Origin of the sequence: Micromonospora sp. NPDC005686, from assembly GCF_042871665.1 — a bacterium.
Lineage (GTDB): Bacteria > Actinomycetota > Actinomycetes > Mycobacteriales > Micromonosporaceae > Micromonospora.
In genome coordinates, this window is the sequence record NZ_JBIAIY010000004.1 from 1 (window position 1) to 16471 (window position 16471).

Annotated in this window: 10 protein-coding genes; 5 read left to right on the forward strand and 5 right to left on the reverse strand. The window is 73.4% G+C overall.

What is annotated here, in order from left to right; genetic code table 11:
- Window positions 1-274 precede the first annotated feature (274 nt).
- Window positions 275-901: an NADPH-dependent F420 reductase gene (locus tag ACFYON_RS10455; RefSeq protein WP_354874918.1), complete on the forward strand. Its 627-nt coding sequence runs from the start codon at window positions 275-277 to the stop codon at window positions 899-901.
- A 60-nt stretch (window positions 902-961) separates the two neighbouring features.
- On the opposite strand, the gene ACFYON_RS10460 is transcribed toward ACFYON_RS10455, so the two are convergent.
- From ACFYON_RS10460 to ACFYON_RS10470, 3 genes are all read right to left on the reverse strand, one after another.
- Window positions 962-2779, reverse strand: a complete 1818-nt coding sequence (locus tag ACFYON_RS10460) for a VanW family protein (RefSeq protein ID WP_387189340.1) — start codon at window positions 2777-2779, stop codon at window positions 962-964.
- Window positions 2780-2915: 136 nt separating this feature from the next.
- Window positions 2916-4169: a polysaccharide biosynthesis protein gene (locus tag ACFYON_RS10465; RefSeq protein ID WP_387189065.1), complete on the reverse strand. Its 1254-nt coding sequence runs from the start codon at window positions 4167-4169 to the stop codon at window positions 2916-2918.
- Complete coding sequence (locus ACFYON_RS10470) at window positions 4166-8566, reverse strand: alpha-(1->3)-arabinofuranosyltransferase (protein ID WP_355094792.1); 4401 nt, start codon at window positions 8564-8566, stop codon at window positions 4166-4168. The genes ACFYON_RS10465 and ACFYON_RS10470 overlap by 4 nt, the downstream gene beginning before the upstream one ends.
- 168 nt (window positions 8567-8734) lie before the next feature.
- Here ACFYON_RS10470 and ACFYON_RS10475 point away from each other — a divergent pair, with 168 nt between their 5' ends.
- Genes ACFYON_RS10475 through ACFYON_RS10485 form a run of 3 tightly spaced genes read left to right on the forward strand, consistent with a single transcriptional unit; the run spans window position 8735 to window position 12551 of the window.
- On the forward strand, window positions 8735-10612 hold the full coding sequence (locus ACFYON_RS10475) for a hypothetical protein (RefSeq protein ID WP_387189342.1): 1878 nt from the start codon (window positions 8735-8737) through the stop codon (window positions 10610-10612).
- Entirely contained in the window at window positions 10612-12321 is a 1710-nt protein-coding gene (locus tag ACFYON_RS10480; RefSeq protein WP_355015092.1) for a hypothetical protein, read from the forward strand. Before ACFYON_RS10475 ends, ACFYON_RS10480 begins: the two co-directional genes overlap by 1 nt.
- A 35-nt stretch (window positions 12322-12356) precedes the next feature.
- Window positions 12357-12551, forward strand: coding sequence for a hypothetical protein (locus ACFYON_RS10485; RefSeq protein WP_354874928.1), 195 nt, complete (start codon window positions 12357-12359; stop codon window positions 12549-12551).
- Here ACFYON_RS10485 and ACFYON_RS10490 read toward each other — a convergent pair.
- On the reverse strand, window positions 12536-13714 hold the full coding sequence (locus tag ACFYON_RS10490; protein ID WP_354874936.1) for a glycosyltransferase family 4 protein: 1179 nt from the start codon (window positions 13712-13714) through the stop codon (window positions 12536-12538). The genes ACFYON_RS10485 and ACFYON_RS10490 overlap by 16 nt on opposite strands.
- A 152-nt stretch (window positions 13715-13866) precedes the next feature.
- Complete coding sequence (locus ACFYON_RS10495; RefSeq protein WP_354874930.1) at window positions 13867-15093, reverse strand: acyltransferase; 1227 nt, start codon at window positions 15091-15093, stop codon at window positions 13867-13869.
- Between the two features lie 113 nt (window positions 15094-15206).
- Here ACFYON_RS10495 and ACFYON_RS10500 point away from each other — a divergent pair, with 113 nt between their 5' ends.
- Window positions 15207-16358, forward strand: a complete 1152-nt coding sequence (locus ACFYON_RS10500; RefSeq protein WP_354874932.1) for a DUF3068 domain-containing protein — start codon at window positions 15207-15209, stop codon at window positions 16356-16358.
- Window positions 16359-16471 lie beyond the last annotated feature (113 nt).

Sequence of the window (16471 nt, forward strand, 5' to 3'; positions counted from 1 at the left end):
GCCCTCCAGCGCCGATGGTACTGCACTCGGGAGGGTGTGGGAGAGTAGGACACCGCCGGACAAACATTCGAATTCAGGGCCACCCCCAACCGGGGGTGGCCCTGAATCGCGTCATGCCCCGGAATCACCACGACGGGCCACCTCGGTCTCGTACCGTCGAGCCGGGACCGACGACGCACGCCCAGGTATCCCGCCGGCTCGGTGGCCGGGAAACGTGACGTGCCGTACGCCGGAACCGCGATCAGGTCCGACCACACGGGGTACAGGAGTGGGCATGGAGATCGGAATCATCGGGTCGGGGCACATCGGGGGCACCCTCACCCGTCGTCTGCGTTCACTCGGTCACGACGTCGCGGTAGCAAACTCCCGCGGCCCAGAGAGCCTGACCGACCTCGCCGCCGAGACCGGCGCCCGTGCCGTCTCCGTGGAGGAGGCCGTGCAGGGCGCGGAACTGGTGGTCATCGCGATCCCGCTGAAGGCGGTGCCGCAGCTCCCGGCGGCGCTGTTCGACGGCAAGCTGGTGGTCGACGCCGACAACTACTACCCCGAGCGCGACGGCGACATCCCCGAGCTGCTGGACCGCAGCCTCAGCTCCAGCCGCTGGACCGCTGACCACCTCAAGGGCGCGCGGGTGGTGAAGACCTTCAACAACATCCAGGCCGCGCACCTGATGGACGAGGGCAAGCCGGCGGGCACGGCGGGCCGGATCGCGCTGCCGGTGGCCGGTGACGACGCGGACGCCAAGCGGATCGTCATGGGGCTGGTGGACGAGCTGGGCTTCGACCCGGTCGACGCGGGCACCCTGGACGAGAGCTGGCGGCAGCAGCCCGACACGCCCGTCTACGGCACCGACCGCGACGCCGACGGCGTACGCGAAGGGCTGGCCACGGCGCGGCCCTGAGAAGCGTGAGCAGAAGGCCCCGTCGGCACGTCGCCGACGGGGCCTTCTGCGTTTCGCGGATCAGTCGTCGCCCGGCTCGGGAGCGCAGATGAAACGGGGCTCGGCATCGTAGCGCCAGCTGAACTTCTCCCGCTTGATCACCTTGCCGTCCTTCTTGATCACCCGGTACGCGTCCTGGGCGAACCCGACGCTGCCGGCGGCGGCGATGCAGGTCGGCCCGGGCGTCAGGTAGACCGTCTTCGGCTGGGTGGTGTCGCGGCGAGGGCCGTACTCGGTCTTCACGCTGTCGTAGATCTTCGTGCTCCAGATCGAAACGGTGATCGAGCTGGACGTGTATGACGTGTCGATCAGCACCCCGTGGGGCGTGTTGTTGCGGAACTTGAAGTCGAGCTGCGGCCAGTAGATGGTCGACTCGATCACCGCCGGGTAGCGGCTGAAGTAGAACGAGTGCGGCTTGTGCTCGACGTCCTCCAGCCCGGCGTAGTAGGTGGCGTTGAACAGCGTGGTGGTGAACTGGGAGACACCGCCGCCGACGCCCGGCACGAGTTTGCCGCCGACGATCGTCGGCGCGTCCTTGTATCCCTGGTCGTAGCCGCGTTCGCCGGTGTGCCCGTTGAGCGAGAACGTCTCGCCCGGCTTCACCAGCGCACCGTCCACGTCCTTCGCGGCCCGGACGATGTTCTGGCTGCGCGGCGAGGAGAGACCGCCGGTGAAGTGGGTGGTGAAGCTCGACACCCGCTCCTTGATGCCGAGCTTCGCCAGCTCCGCCTCGGTCAGCTCGGGGGCGGCCGGCTTCAGCTCGGCGGTGACCGTACGGCCCTCGGTCTTCGGGAGCACCGCGAGCAGGGCCGGGCCGAGCGCGGCGGCGTCGACCTGGCGTCCGGCCTTGCTGGGCACCACCTTCGGCTTGCCGCCGCTGATGGTCAGGCCGGCGTCCTTCGGCTCCACCTCGAGCTTCGTGAGCCGGTCCCCGAGCGCGGCACGCAGCCGCTTGACGTCGACCGTCGGGGTGAGTGTGCCGGCGTCGTCGGCGGAGAAGCGCAGCGACCGGGCGATGGCGGCGGGTGGGACGGGGACCGAGCCACCGTCGGTGGTCAGCGTGACAGGCGCGGCCACCGCGGGCCGGGCCAGCTCGGCGACGAGGCGGTCCACATCCTCGCGAGAAGTGGCCGGCCACTTCTCGACCAGCGGCACGGTGACCGGCTCGGCGGCCAGCCAGCCGGCCTTCACCACGGCGGTGGCGCCGTCGGTGTCGATCGTCAGCGCCGGCTTCGGGTAGACCGGCTTCGGTGTGGTGCCGGTCCAGATGATCGCCGGCATGGTCATCTCGCGCCCCTGCTCACCCATCGCCTTGCGCAGGGCCGCCCCCAGTTTGGCCTGGTCGACGGTGACCACCGGGTCGACCGTACGGGAGCTGACGAGGCGGCTCACCGCGTGCGCGTCGGCCTCGGCAGCCGCTGCCACTGTCGCGTCCACGTCGATGGCGAGGCCCACCTCGGACGGCTTCACCTCGGCCTTGTTCTCACCCACCGTGACCGCAAGCGGGGCGTTGAGCGTGCCGGCCCGGCGTTCCAGCTCGGCGCGCAGCGTCTGGGCCGCCTCCGCCTTGCTGCGCCCGCCCAGCTCGGCGCCGAGCACGATGGTGCCGCGTGGCACGTCACCGGCGTACGCGTAGGCGCCCAGGCCGACGCCGCCGGCGAGAACGGCCGCGACGATCCCGCCGGCCAGCAGCAGCCGGGTCCGTCGCGAGCGGGTGGGCTTGGCCGCGCCGCCTCCGGGTGGTGTGGCGACCGGCTCGATCTCGACGCCGGGCCAGCTCACCGCCGCCACCTTGATGGTGGGTCGGTCGTCGGCAGCCGGCATCTTGTCGCCGTACATCGTCACTGCAACCTCGATCGGAAGTACACGCGGGGACCGCTTCCCCCGCGGGAGACACCTACGGTAACCAACGCTCGGACCCACCGGGAGTGTCCGGCCCGGCGGTCGTGTCGGCTGACCGCCGGTGTCGCACCGATCACCCGTTTCGGGGCCGTGCCGCGGTGTGCAGCGTCGCACGGACAGCGGCGGGCGGAGGTCCGGCCGTGCGCCGACGCGCCGGTACGGCCATCAGCAGCGTGGTGACCACGGCCGTGACGAGGGCCGCGACGACCAGGCCACCGACGGTACGCGGGCGTACGACGACGGCGACCGTCACCAGCGCGGCGGTGCCCAACCACAGCGGTGCCGCCGCCCACCTGACGCCCCCCGCGAGACGGTCGTTGAGCAGCACGAACGTCACCGCGTAAAGCGCGCCGACGGCGGCGAACAGCGGCGCGTACCGGCCCAGCGCCGTGTAGTCGGGTCCGCCGACGAGCCGGAAGGCCAGCCCGCCGGCCACTGCCGACGCGCCCACCAGGACCAGACCGCAGGCGCCGGTCACCGCGAGCGCGACGGTGCGGCTGCGGCGATCCCCGCGGGCCAGGCGCGGCAGGGCCAGGACGGCGGCGACCTGCGGCGCCCAGAGCGCGCCCTTGGTCAGGACCGTCCCCACCGAGTAGGCGCCGGAGCCCGAGGGTGGCAACAGTTGGCGGGCCAGCAGCAGATCGGCGTAGGAGACGACGAGCATCGCCAGCGTCGCGCCGCATCCGGCGGTCACCTGGGCGACGGTCAGGCGCGGGACGGCAGAGGGACGCCGGGGCGTGCCGGTGAGCCAGGCCAGCGCCGGGGGTGCCAGCGCGGCGGTGAGCGCCCCGATGCCGAGCGTGCCGGTCAGGCCCGCGCCGAGCAGCAGCCCGACGATCACCCCGCCGTAGCGGGCGGCGGCGAGCAGCGCCATCGCGGCGGCGAGTCGCAGGAAGCGCTGGCCGCCCTGCAACTCGCCGAGCGAGCGCGACGAGAGCACCACCGAGGCCGTGGTGACAGCCAGCAGCGCGGGTACCACGACCGGCAGGTCCAGCGCGGCGACCAGCACGGGCGTCGCCAGCACCAGCGCCCCCGCGCACAGGGCGGCGGTCAGCACGGTGAGCCGCCGGGTGTCGGACGGGCCGTGCCGGGCGTGGTGCACGGCGACGGCCAGTTGCAGGCCGAGCCCGGGCACTCCGGCGATGGCCACCAGCCCGAGGGCGGTGGCGAGCGCGCCGAGGTCGTCCGCGTCGAGCCGCCGGGCGGCGAGGACCGGCACCAGGTAGGCCAGGCCGTTGACCAGGACACCGGCCAGCGTGACGGCGACACCCGCCGCCCTCAGCCCGGTTCTCCGGGCGTCCGCCGCCTGCGGCGGGCTCTCGCTCACGTGATCTCCGAGACGCGGGACACCGGGGTGGCGTCCGCCCCCGGTCGCCCGTCCGAGTCCGGCTCGGCGCGGTCGTCGAGGTCCGCATCCCGATCCGGAACCGGCTCGGCGTCGTTTTCCGGCGCCCGGGGGGCCGGCACGGCCGGGGCCGCCACCGGGCGGATCCGGCGTACGGGCCGTCGGCGGGCCGTCGTGGAGAGCCAGAGCGCGCCGAGGGCGGCGACCGTCACGAGCTGCGGCAGCGCGTCGGTGTGCCGGTCGGCCGACTCCAGGTAGATCCATCCCGCGAGCACCACGAGCGCCCCGGGAAGCCACGTCTCGGCGGCCCGGACGATCCGCCTGACCCGCCGGGGGTCGCCGCCCCAGGGCAGGCGACGCGGCCCGGGCACGGCGAGCATGAAGCCGGCCGCGACCAGCAGGCCGCCGAGCAGGCCGCTGTGGAGCACGAGCGCGGCGGCGCCGACTGCGAGCAGCGGCAGCGAGCGGGTGAGCCGACGCCGGGTCGCCGGCACGGCGGTGACCGCGCGATCCCCGGCGGGCCGGCGATCGGGCAGCACCGCGAGCAGGACCACCACCGCCAGCAGGACCCCGCCGAGCAACAGACCCATCCGGTACGGGGTGTCCGGCGTGAACCGCAGCACCACGTCCCCGGAGGCCCCGGCGGGCAGGATCCAGCCCTGCTGCCAGCCGTCCACGACGAGCGGGGTGAGCGTCTTGCCGCCGATGGTGGCCTGCCAGCCGGTGTTCGTGTTCTCCCGGACCGCGAGCACCCGGTCGACGGGGTGCTCGGTCACGCGTACCCGCCGCTCGGTGGCCGACCAGGAACCCACCTCGATGTCGCCGGCGGTGGCCGCCGCGACGGGCGTGGCGGTACGGGGCGCCAGCGCGACGCGGGTGGCCGTGGCGAGCGTGCCCGCCGTGGTGACGACGCGGTGTTCGCCGCTGCCCAGGTCGAGTTGCCGGGGCGTCTTCCGGCCACAGGCGGTGACCGGCATCTCGCGCAGTTCCAGCAGGTCGCGCACCGTGCCGGTGAGCGTGGTGGTGATCCGGGACGAGCCGACCTGAAGCGTCGGGCCCGATCCGCAGGGCAGCTTCAGCGGCGTCTCCGGGCGGGGTGCGACAGTGGTCCCGAGGGGCAGCACCGTCACCTCGCCGACCGCGATGGGCAGCGGCTCGGGCAGCCGCAGGCGGTACGGGTCGGCGCTGGTGGCGGACGGCTTGTCCAGGAACTGGATGGTGATCGAGTCGGTTCGCATCGGCGGGTCGAGCGTGAGCACACCGTCGTTGGTAAGCAGGTTGCTGCGGAACCCGTCGTTGCCGACCACCCGTACGCTGCCGACCCGGGTGGCGGCCGTCCCCTCCTCGACGGTGAAGCGGATCCGGCTGATGACCTGCGGTTCGAGCCAGGTGAGGCGGAGGATCGGCGCCTCGTCGTTCAGCGCCGGTGACCAGCTCGTGGCCGGGTCGCCGTCGAGAACCGCGCCGGGCCGGCCGGCCGGGTCGGGCACCGCCGTCGAGGACGCGGTGACCTGCGGCGCGAGGCGCAGCGGCTGGGCGTCGGTGACCAGCTTGTCCAGGGCGGCGTTCAGCTCCGGGCCGGGCGTCGGCCGCGCCCACAGCTTCGCGTCGTACGTCCCGGCCACCGGCAGCGTGAAGGTGCGGTCGATGGTGGAGGCGTCCTCCGAGCCGCGGATCGCGTCGGTGGAGCAGCGCGGGCGGCCGTCGACGGTGAAGCAGGCGGGCGTGGTGGGGGCCGCCGACACGACGACGCCGGCCGGCTGGTCGGTGGCGGGCGCGGCGGGCAACTGGAGCGTCCGACTGGTCTCGACGCCGGGGATCTTGATCTCGGTGATGCCGACCGACTTGTCGCCGAACGGGCGCAGGTCGAACGCGGCGTCCACGGAGACCTCGACCTTGCGGGTGGCGTGCACGCCCTGCAGCTCGAAGACCATGTGGTCGCCGAACTGCTCGACGGTGCGGCTCTCGTACCCGGCGGTCACGGTGACAGTGGTGGGCAGGGCGTCGGCCTTCAGGTCGAACCACACCTCCACCCGGGTGACCCGGGTCGGGTTCGCCAGGTTCACCTCGATCCACTGCCTGTCGCTGCGCGAGTGCGGCGCCGACCGCCAGGACGTGGCGGTGTTCCCGTCCATCGCCGCGTACGGCTGGTATTCGGGCCGGGCGCCGCCGGTGGCGTCGATCTGGGAGCGGGCGGTCGAGGCGCGGATCCCGCGGATGCCCTCGAAGCGGGCGACAGTCGACCACTCCGGTCCCCAGTCGGGCAGGTAGTCGTGTGCGGGCGCGGACACCGCGAAGGTGTCGTCGGCGGTGAGCGTCTGGGAGGAGTTGTCGCGCAGCCGGCCGAATGAGACGTCGCGCCGGCGCAGCCCGTCGGTCAGCACGACCCGGCCCGTGGACTCGCCGGCCTTCGCGTCGCCGGCCAGGACCGTCGGCGCGGCGCCGAGCTGGCCCGAGGCGGCCAGGTCGAGCAGCGACTCGGGACCGCCGACGACGGTGGTCACGTCGTCGCGGTCGTACGCGACCACCGGCTGGACGGCCCGGTCCACCCGGTACACCTCAAGCGCCCGCCCGGACACGTCCAGGCCCTGGTCGCGGAACTCGTCAGGGGAGTCGGAGCCGCCGCGTACCGGGCCGAAGGACGCGACGCGGCTCAGGCCGGGCGAGCGTTCCAGCGCCTGCCGGACGACCGCCGGGCGGGCCGTGTCGGAGCGGCCGTGGTCGAGGTCGGCGCGGAACAGGACGTGGCTGATCCCGGAGCGGGCGAGCAGGTCGGCCAGGCCGGCCGAGCCGGCGCCGGTGGCGAGCGTCGACTCGATCGCGTCCAGCAGCCGGATCGTGGCGGGCGGGGTGAACGGGATGGCGTTGCGCACCGCCCACCGGCTGTCCAGCAGCGGCTGGGCGATCTCGTCGGTGGTGCTGCCCCAGTCGTACGCGGGGAAGCGCGCGCCGGGAACGACGAGCACGCGCCCGCGGCCGGTGTTCGCGTCCAGCCAGTCGGTGGCCTCGTGCCAGTAGCCGGGCACGTCCTTCATCGCGCCCGGGGTGGCGAGGCCACCGGCGAGCGCCGGCGCCGCGACGCCCGCGACCGCGACCATGGCCGTGCCGGCGGTGAGCCAGGCGCGGGCCGTGGCCCGGCCACGGCGCTGCTCGGGGGCGGTCCGGGCGGCGCGTACCGCGAGGCTGACCAGGTGTGCCAGGCCGAGCGCCAGCGGCAGGCGGAGCAGGACGTCGAACTTGTGCACGTTGCGCAGCGGCGCGCCGATGCCGTCGAGGAACTGCTGCTGCGGCCCGGCGAGGATGTTCGGCAGGTCACCGGTGTGCCCGAGGCCGACGAGCGCGACGCCGAGCAGCAGGCCGGTGATGAGGAACCGGCGGTGCGGCATCCCGCGCCGGGACAGGCCGAGCACCCCGAGCGCGGCGACCGCCAGGGTGGCCACGACGAGCAGCGTGTCGTTCGCCAGCCGCGCGCCGGCCGGGATGTTCGGGCCGAACGGGGAGGCGAGGTACGCGACCCAGTAGGACGCGCCGCGCAGCGTCGTCACCGCGTCCGTGACGCTCGTGGTGTTGCGGGCGGTCTCGATGTAGTCCAGGAAGGGCGGGCTGTACCGGCCGAGGACGAGAAGCGGGATCAGCCACCACGCGGTGGCCAGGGCGACCGCGCCGCACCAGGCCGCGAGGGCGGTGACGCGGCGGCGCAGGGGCTTGAGCGTGGCGAGCCAGAGCAGGGCGAGCGGCACCACCGCGGCGACGGCGGTGGCGTTGACGCCGCCCGCGCAGGCGACGGCGACCGCCGACCCGGCGACCGCGCGGCGCAGCCGGGCGCCCCGGGCGAGCCCCACGAGCGGGATGAGCACCCACGGCGCGACGGCGCTGGGCCAGGACTCCACCGACGACCAGCCGAGCTGGGTGAGGATGCGCGGGGACAGCGCGAACGCGACACCGGCGATCATCCGGCCGGCGGGGCTGCCGATGCCGAGCCGGCCCGCCAGCCGCACCACACCGAGGTACGCGACGCAGAACAGCAGCGCCCACCAGAGGCGCTGGACGACCCACGGCGCGATGCCCAGTTCCGTGCCGAGCAGGAAGAACGGGCCCATCGGCCAGAGATATCCGTACGCCTGGTTCTGGAGCTGGCCGAACGTGCCGGTGGGATCCCACAGGTGCAGCGAGCGCAGCAGCCACCCGGCCGGATTGACGTTCAGGTCGACCTTGGTGTCCGGGACGACCTGCCCGGGCGCCTGCTGGAAGGCGAGGGCGGTGAGCGCGAGGCAGATCGTCAGGTGCCGGAACCGCCGTGCCGTCTGCCGGGCACGGCCGGTCTCCCGGACGGGGGCATCCGTCCCCGTCGGCGGCGTTGTCGTCCCGTCCGCCCGCATTTTCGGCTCCTGTCTCCGCCGGCCGTACGCGCCCTACAACTTGACGCGTGTCGCGCGACGTTATCCGGAACGGGCTCGCAGCGGCGACCGGGGGCCGGTGCTGGGCGTTATCGGCAGAACGGCCGTCCCCACGGCAGGTAAGCGTGTGGCAGGCTGCCGACCATGTCAATGCCACAAGCAGCGGCCGAGACGCGTCCGGCAGCCGTCGGCGCGGAGGACGACGGGCCCGGACCGATCGGTCGCTGGGTAGCTGCCGACCGGGTCCGCGCGGTCGCGATCGCCCTCATCGTCGTGTCCGTCGCGTCGCGCGCCGGGCTGGCCGCCCGTGGCTGGTTCTCGCAGGACGAGTTCGTCATCGCCGCGCAGGTGCTGGACACCCGGCTCGACGCCGACTACCTCCTGGGCACGTTCAACAACCACCTGATGCCGGCCGGGCTGGCGGTCGCGTGGCTGATGGTCCGGGCGGCCGGTTTCGCCGCCTGGCCGTGGATCCTGCTGCTGGCGGCGGGGCAGGCGGCGGTCGGGATCGCCCTGTACCGGCTGCTCCGTGACCTGCTGCGGCCCGGCTGGGGGTTGCTGGTCCCGCTGAGCCTGTTCCTGTTCAGCCCGCTGACGCTCGAGGTGTCGTCGCTGTGGCTGGTCGGGCTGCTCGTGCTGCCGCCGCAGCTCGCGCTGGTCCTGGCGGTGGCGGCCCAGGTCCGGTACGTGCGCACCGGGCGGAAGCGGCACCTCGTCCTGGTCGCGCTCTGGGTGGTGTTCGGCCTGCTCTTCGACACCAAGGCGCTGCTGATCGTGCCGCTGCTGTTCCTGCTGACCGCGTTCCTGTTCACCAAGGGACGCGCGTGGCGCAGCCTGGTGACCACCGTCGTGCGGTTCTGGCCGGCGTGGCTGCTGCTCACCGCGCTGTCCGGGGCATACCTGGCGTACTACCTGACCCGTCCGGCCCGGGGGCTGGACGAGCCCACCTCGGTCGGGCAGGTCTTCACCTTCCTCGGCGACCTGATCGGCGACACGGTGGTGCCGGGCCTGCTCGGCGGGCCGTGGCGTTGGACGTACGCCGGAGACGGGCCGCCGCTGTCCGACCCGTACGACATCGCGAAGTGGCTGTCCTGGGCGGTGCTCGCGGCGCTGGTCGTGGTCACCGTGCGGCGGCGGCCGTCCGCCGGGCGGGCCTGGCTGCTGCTCGCCTGCTACCTCGGCCTGGTCGCGGCGCTGTTCGCGGTGACCCGGCTCGGCGGCCCGCTCGGGCCGCTGGTCGGCGTCGTCCCCCGGTACGTCGCGGACGTGGTGCTGGTGGCCGCGATCTGCGTCGGGGTGGCGCTGCTCGGAATGAAGGACAGCGACGAGGGCGACGTGTCCGCGTGGCCGCTGCCGACGGTGCTGAGGGAGCCGGGGGCCTTCGCGGTCGGCCTGGTCTCCATGGTCGTGCTGCTGGCCACCATCGGCGTGGGCACGCTGTGGAGCACCGCGCGGTTCGGCGACAACTGGAGCATCAAGCACGGGCGGGACTACCTGGCCACGACGCAGGCCGAGCTGGCCGCCGCGCCGCCGGGCACCGTCTTCTTCGACACGACCGTGCCGGACCGCGTGGTGGCCGGGTACTTCTGGCCGGACAACCTCCAGTCCCACTTCTTCCGTCCGGCGGAGCGGCGGCCGACGTTCGTGACGATGAGCGAGAAGCCGTCGACGTTCGACGTGAACGGCCGGATCCGGCCGGTGGTGGTCGAGGGGCGCAAGGTCGCGCCCGGCACCGTGGAGGGCTGCGGGCACCTGGCCGAGGGCGGCCGGACCGCCCGGATCCCGATGGACGGCTACCTGGTGGAGTGGCCGTACGTGGTGCACTTCGGCTACGTCAGCTCCGGTGACTCGACCGCGGTGTTCAAGCTCGGCGAGGCGACCCGCGAGATCACGCTGACGGAGGGGCTCAACGACGTGTACTTCATGCTGGAGGGCGCCGGGTCCGCCGTCGAGCTCACGGTGAACACCCCCGGGGTCAGGTTGTGCACCAACCTGATCACCATCGGCAAGGCGGTGCCGAAGCCGTAATGACCGGACGTCCCGCCGAGGGTGGCGGCCCCGCGGCCCAGCGGTGGCGGGAGACGCTTCCGCTGTACCTCGTGGCGGTCGTCGCCACCGCGTTGATCCTGGCCCCGCTCGCGGCGCCGGGCTACGCGCTGCGGTACGACATGGTGTTCGTGCCCCGGCAGCCGCTGAGCTGGGATCTGGTGGCCCCGGCGCAGAGCCTGCCCCGGGCGGTGCCGATGGACGCGCTGGTCTCGCTGGTGACCCAGCTCGTGCCGGGCTGGGTGGTGCAGCGGGTGGCGCTGGCCGGTGCGGTCCTGTTCGCCGCGGTGGGCGCGGGACGGCTGGTGCCGACGCGGCGGCGTGCGGTGCGGCTGGTCGCCGCGGTGGCGTACGCGTGGACGCCGTACCTGGCCGAGCGGCTGCTGATCGGGCAGTGGGGGCTGCTGCTGGCGTACGCCGCACTGCCCTGGCTGGTGCGGGCGGCGCTGGACCTGCGGGCGGGCCGCGACGGCGCGCTCGCTCGGGTGGTGCTGCTCGCCGCGCCCGCCGCGATCACCCCGACCGGCGGCCTGATCGCGCTGGCGACGGTGCTGGTGCTGGCGACGGACCGGGCCCGGCTGCGGCTGTCCGCGGTCGCGGTGGGCGGTGTCGCGTTGCTGAACGCCCCGTGGATCGTGGCGGCCCTGGTGACCGGCGCGGGCGGCACGTCCGATCCGGCCGGCGTGGCGGTGTTCGCGGCACGCGCGGAGAACTGGGCCGGCCCGCTGGTGGCGCTCGCGGGCACCGGCGGCATCTGGAGCGCGCAGGCCACCCCGTCCAGCCGGTCCGCCATGTTGGCCCCGCTGGCGACTGTGGTGCTCGTGGTCCTGGCCGTGGTGGGCGTCGGCCTGTTGCGACGCCGGCTGCCGGCGGGCGCGGCGGTACGGCTGGGTGTGCTGGCCGGTGGCGGGTACCTGCTGGCCGCCCTCGCGGTGCTGCCCGGTGGGCAGGCGGCGTTGAGCTGGGCGGTGGCGCACGTGCCGGGGGCGGGGCTGCTCCGCGACGGCCAGAAGTTCCTCGCGCCGTACGCCCTCGTGCTGGTGGTGTGCGCGGCGCTGGGCGCCGAACGGCTGGTGGCCCGGATCGACCGCGAGGTGGGTGGGATCGTGCTGGCCGGGCTGCTGCTCCTGCCGGTGGCCGCGATGCCGGACCTGGCGTTCGGCGGGGCCGGCCGGATCAGCCCGGTGCGCTACCCGGCGGACTGGCGGGCGGTCGCCGAGCGCCTGCCCGACCATCCCGGTGAGATCCTCGCCCTGCCGCTGACCACCTACCGGGCCTATCCGTGGAACCCGGGCCGGGTGGTGCTGGACCCGGCGCCCCGCTATCTGCCGGGAACCGTGCTCACCGACGACACGCTCGTGGTCGACGACATCGCGGTGGCCGGGGAGAATCCGCGCCTGCGCGAGGTGCGCCGGGTGCTCGCCGAGGGGCGGCCGGTCTCGGCCACCGGCGTGCGCTGGGTGGTGGTGCAGCACGGTACGCCGAGCACAGTGGACCCGGCCGTTCTGGCCGGTCTCGACCTCCGGTACGAGGGGGAGTCGCTGAGCCTCTACCGGAACCCGGCCGCCTCGGGTTCGCCGCCGCGGGCCGGAGCGAGCCGCTGGCTGGTCGTGCTCGCGTGCGGAACTGCCGTTCTGGCGGTCATGGCTGCCGCCTTTTCGACCCTACGCCGGCGAGCTACTGCGTGGTAACGTCCGCTCGCACGTCTCACCATCGGAGGAATGGCATGCGTAGAGCTTTGACCCTTGTCGTGTCCGGCCTGGTGGCGGCGTTGCTGGGGATCCTGGCCCTCGGCGGGCTGTCGGCCGCCGCGACCGCCACGGCGGAGGAGGCCGCGACCGAGGCGCGTAACGCCTCGGAGGCGGCCAAGCGGGCCGGGAAGCAGGACCCGTACGCCCCCGAGGTCTACGGCAACAGGTAGGACGGGTCGCCCCGCCGCTGGACCGGGCGGGGCGAGTCCGCGGTCTCCAGCAGGGTCGCGAAGCGTTCCCCCGCCGTCGGCCAGGTGAAGTTCGCCGCGTGCTGCCGGGCCTGAGCGCCCATCTCCTGACGCATCTCGTCGTCGTGCAGCAGCGCGCGCACCTTGGCCAGGTAGTCGTCGATGTCGTCGGCCAGCAGGCCGGTACGCCCGTCGACCACCGCCTCCGCGACGCCACCCGCCTCCCGGAACGCCACTGTCGGCGTGCCCGCCGCGCCGGCCTCCACGATCGTCAGCCCCCAGCCCTCCTTGAGCGACGGCGTCAGGGCGACCCAGGCCGAGGCGAGCAGCGCGGCCTTCTCCTCCTCCGTTACGAAGCCCCGGAAGTCCACCCGGTCGGCGATGTCCAGCTCGGCGGCGACCTCGCGCAGGTGCGACTCCCACCAGCCCTGCCCGGCGACCACCAGCCGGAGCTGGGGTAGCTCGTCGGCGAGCGCCGCGACCGCTTGCAGCGCCACCTCCACCCGCTTGTGCGGCACCAGACGGTTGAGCGTCACGAGCAGCGGGAACGGGGCGCGCTCGGCGTCGGTGCGGGGCATCTCCGGCGTGCCGTTGTAGACCACCGAGACCTGCTCCGGCGGTACGCCGAGGGTGGCGAGTTCACGCCGGGTCGCCTCGGACACGGTGACGTACCGGCACCGCCGGTAGACGCGTACCGCGAGCGACGACTCGACCCACCAGCCGAACCGGGCGGCCCACTTCGGCAGGACCACCGGCCACTGCTCGCGGTGCACGTGGTGGATCAGCTTGACCACCGGGCGCCGGGCCCAGAGCGGCGCGAGGAACGGCAGGCCGTTGCAGACGTCGACCAGGATGTCCGGCCGGCCGCCCCGGCGCGCGGCGAGCGGGCCCAGGCCGAATGCTCCGGCCAGGTAGCAGAGCGCCGCCCACAGGTAGACGGTGTGCCGGCCGCCGCGCCGGACGAATCGGATGCCCGCCTCGTTGACCTCGTCGGCGGGGGCCTCGCGGTGCGCGGCGCAGAACAGGGTGGCGCGGAATCCGCGTGCCACCAGCTCGGCGGCGATCCGTTCCACGTACACCTCGGAACCGCCGCCCTCGGGGTTGCGAGTGTCTCGCCAGTTGAGGAACAGCACGTGTCCGGGCATGCCGAAGCGACGCTCCACGCGAACCCTACTCTCAAGTAATTTAGCGGTGCGCGTCACATTAAGGGCTGGGCTCCCCGCCCGGCAATGCCCCGACCGGCGGCGTCGGGCCGTCGGCCGTCGCCGGGTGACCCGGGGTGATCGGGGCGTTACTGTCAGGCCGGCGCCGCCACGTCCGGCGTGGCGGCCGCGACGGCGGGCGTCTCCGCCGCCGGCCCGGACCCGGTCGGCCGGCGGCGCTGCGTGCCGAGTGTCTGGAGAGGGCGCTCGACGCCGTAGTAGCTGATCGCGGCGTACACCAGGCCGAAGACCATGGTCAGGGCGAAGGTGTTGAGGAAACCGCCGGTGAACAGCGGCCGGTCGTCGAGCAGGTAGATCAGCTCGATGACCAGCGGGTGCCACAGGAACAGCCCGTACGACACGTGGCCCATCCACCGCGCCGCCCCGGCGCTGAAGACCTCCTTCGCCCGGGTCGGGCCGCCGAACGCCACCGGGACCGTGATGAGGACGGCGACCAGGAGGTAGAGCGCCAGCTTGGTGCCGAATTCGACGGCGGTCGGGCTGGTCAGGTCGCGCGGCCCGGCGATCGGCGTCGTCGCGATGGCCATCACCGCGACCGCCGCTCCCCAGCAGGCCAGCGGCGCCGAGGCGAGGTCGTCGAGCACGCGGAAGGCGGCCGGCGCGGTGCCGGTACGCAGGGCCACGTGCGCCGCGGCCAGCGCCATGCCGCCGCCGAACCAGGCGCCGTACGACGGGAACCACATCGTGTGCAGCGCCCCGTCGAGCCAGCCGGCGCCCATCATGGCGACCCACGCGAGGGTCAGCAGCGCGCCGGAGAAGGCGAGCAGGACGGTGCGGACGGGACGCCACGTCCGGCCCACGGCGAACACCGCGAGCAGCGGCAGGAGCAGGTAGAACACGACCTCGGTGGCGAGGCTCCAGGTCTGGCTGAGCCCGTGCCGGAGCTGGCCCGGCCCGTAGATCTGGGTGAGCGTGAGGTGGCGCAGCCAGTCACCCGCCGACACCGGGTGGTTGCCGGGCAGGACGACGAAGCAGACCACCACCGCCAGCCAGTAGGCGGGCAGGATCCGCAGCGCGCGGCGCCAGAAGTACCGCTTGGCGCGGGGCCGCGGCCGCCCGGTCGCGACGGTGAGCGCCCACGGGCGGAACAGCAGGAAGCCGGAGAGCACGAAGAAGATCGCGACGCCCACGTCCAGGCGCGCCAACCAGCCGCCCCACGTGGTGTTCATGGTGACGGCGGTCTGGAAGCCGACGTGGTGGCCGACGACCGCCACCGCGCCGATCGCGCGCAGCGCGTCGAGGGCGGGAAGACGGCCGGTCAACGACGGTTCCGGCGTTGTTGGCGTGGTGGCTGTGGACATCTGGACATCCAGGGGGTCGCTTTTGCAGGTGACTGGGGAGTAACCTCCCGCCAATGCTAAGGATCGGGTGCCCCGGACGACAGACCGTAGGGCGGCAGGTTACAGGAGGATGAGTGAAGCTTCGCGTGGGCGCCGCGCTCTTCGGGCTGGGTGTCTTGTTGCTGGTCTTCGCGGTTGGGCTGCCGTTCTACGTGGCCCCCGCCGTGACCAAGCTGCCCTATGACCTGGAACCAACGACGTCCGTCGCCGAGGCGAAGGGCGCGAAGTTCCTACAGATCAAGTCGGAGAACGGCGCGGTGAGCATCGACGTGCCGCAGGCCGATCTCGTGTCCAGCATCGAGGTCATCCCGCAGCCGGAGGACACCAAGGACCGCGTGCCCAAGGAGCTGAAGGGCGACGCGGTCATCTGGAACGTCTACCAGACGGTCAAGCGCAACGACAACCAGGATGTGATCAGCCAGTACAGCACCGAGCTGGCGCTGTACCGGATCTCCGGCGCGGCGGCGCCGTGGGACGAGCAGTGGCTCAACGAGGCCGGCGCGGAGCAGGCCCCGGTCGGCAACGTGCGTTACTCCGGCCAGATCTACAAGTTCCCGTTCGGCACCGGCAAGCGTGACTACCAGGTGTTCGACCGCGACCTGAAGAAGACGTACCCGGCGCGGTTCACCGGTACGGAGAAGATCAAGGGCGTTGAGACGTACCGCTTCGAGCAGCGGATCGAGAACGAGCCGCTGAACACCCCGGCGGACAGCATCAAGACCCTGCTGGGCAAGTTCGCGCCCAGCGCCACCAGTGGACAGGTCGTCTACAGCAACACCCGGACGCTCTGGGTCGACCCGGTGACCGGCGCCTACATCAAGGTGCGTGAGCAGCAGTACAAGGAGCTGCGCCCGGACGCCGGCGCCCCGACCGTGCTGCTGGACGCGGACTTCAACTACAACGACGCCACGATCAGCCGCAGCGTCGAGACGGTGAAGGACAACCGTTTCAAGATCGGCATGGTCAGCCTCTGGGGCCCGATCATCGCCGGTGTGCTCGGCCTGATCGCCCTCATCGCGGGCGTGTGGCTGGTGACGCGGCCCAAGGGCGACGGCAGCGCCCGGCACCGGGCGGACGTCCCGACCTCCGACCCGACGTCGACGCGGGTGGACCAGCAGCCCGTGGGTGGCCCGCTCGACGACGAGATCCCGCCGGCGTCGACGAACTGGCGGACCGACGAGCTGCCGGCCCAGCGTTCGGGCGCCGGTGAGGTGGAGCGCCGCTGACCGGTACGCCGGAAGCACGACGGAGGGGTGGGGGGGGGGGGGGGGCGCCCCCCCCCCGCGGGGGGGCCGGCGGGGGGGGGGGCGCCAAGGAAAAATATATTATGAAGTAAATA

What these genes read in the sequence shown, in the direction of transcription:
- ACFYON_RS10485 (WP_354874928.1), top strand. Translation starts at nt 12,357, where the DNA reads ATGCGTAGAGCTTTGACCCTTGTCGTGTCCGGCCTGGTGGCGGCGTTG.
- ACFYON_RS10475 (WP_387189342.1), top strand. Translation starts at nt 8,735, where the DNA reads ATGCCACAAGCAGCGGCCGAGACGCGTCCGGCAGCCGTCGGCGCGGAG.
- ACFYON_RS10455 (WP_354874918.1), top strand. Translation starts at nt 275, where the DNA reads ATGGAGATCGGAATCATCGGGTCGGGGCACATCGGGGGCACCCTCACC.
- ACFYON_RS10495 (WP_354874930.1), bottom strand. Translation starts at nt 15,093, where the DNA reads ATGTCCACAGCCACCACGCCAACAACGCCGGAACCGTCGTTGACCGGC.
- ACFYON_RS10470 (WP_355094792.1), bottom strand. Translation starts at nt 8,566, where the DNA reads ATGCGGGCGGACGGGACGACAACGCCGCCGACGGGGACGGATGCCCCC.
- ACFYON_RS10480 (WP_355015092.1), top strand. Translation starts at nt 10,612, where the DNA reads ATGACCGGACGTCCCGCCGAGGGTGGCGGCCCCGCGGCCCAGCGGTGG.
- ACFYON_RS10490 (WP_354874936.1), bottom strand. Translation starts at nt 13,714, where the DNA reads ATGCCCGGACACGTGCTGTTCCTCAACTGGCGAGACACTCGCAACCCC.
- ACFYON_RS10460 (WP_387189340.1), bottom strand. Translation starts at nt 2,779, where the DNA reads ATGTACGGCGACAAGATGCCGGCTGCCGACGACCGACCCACCATCAAG.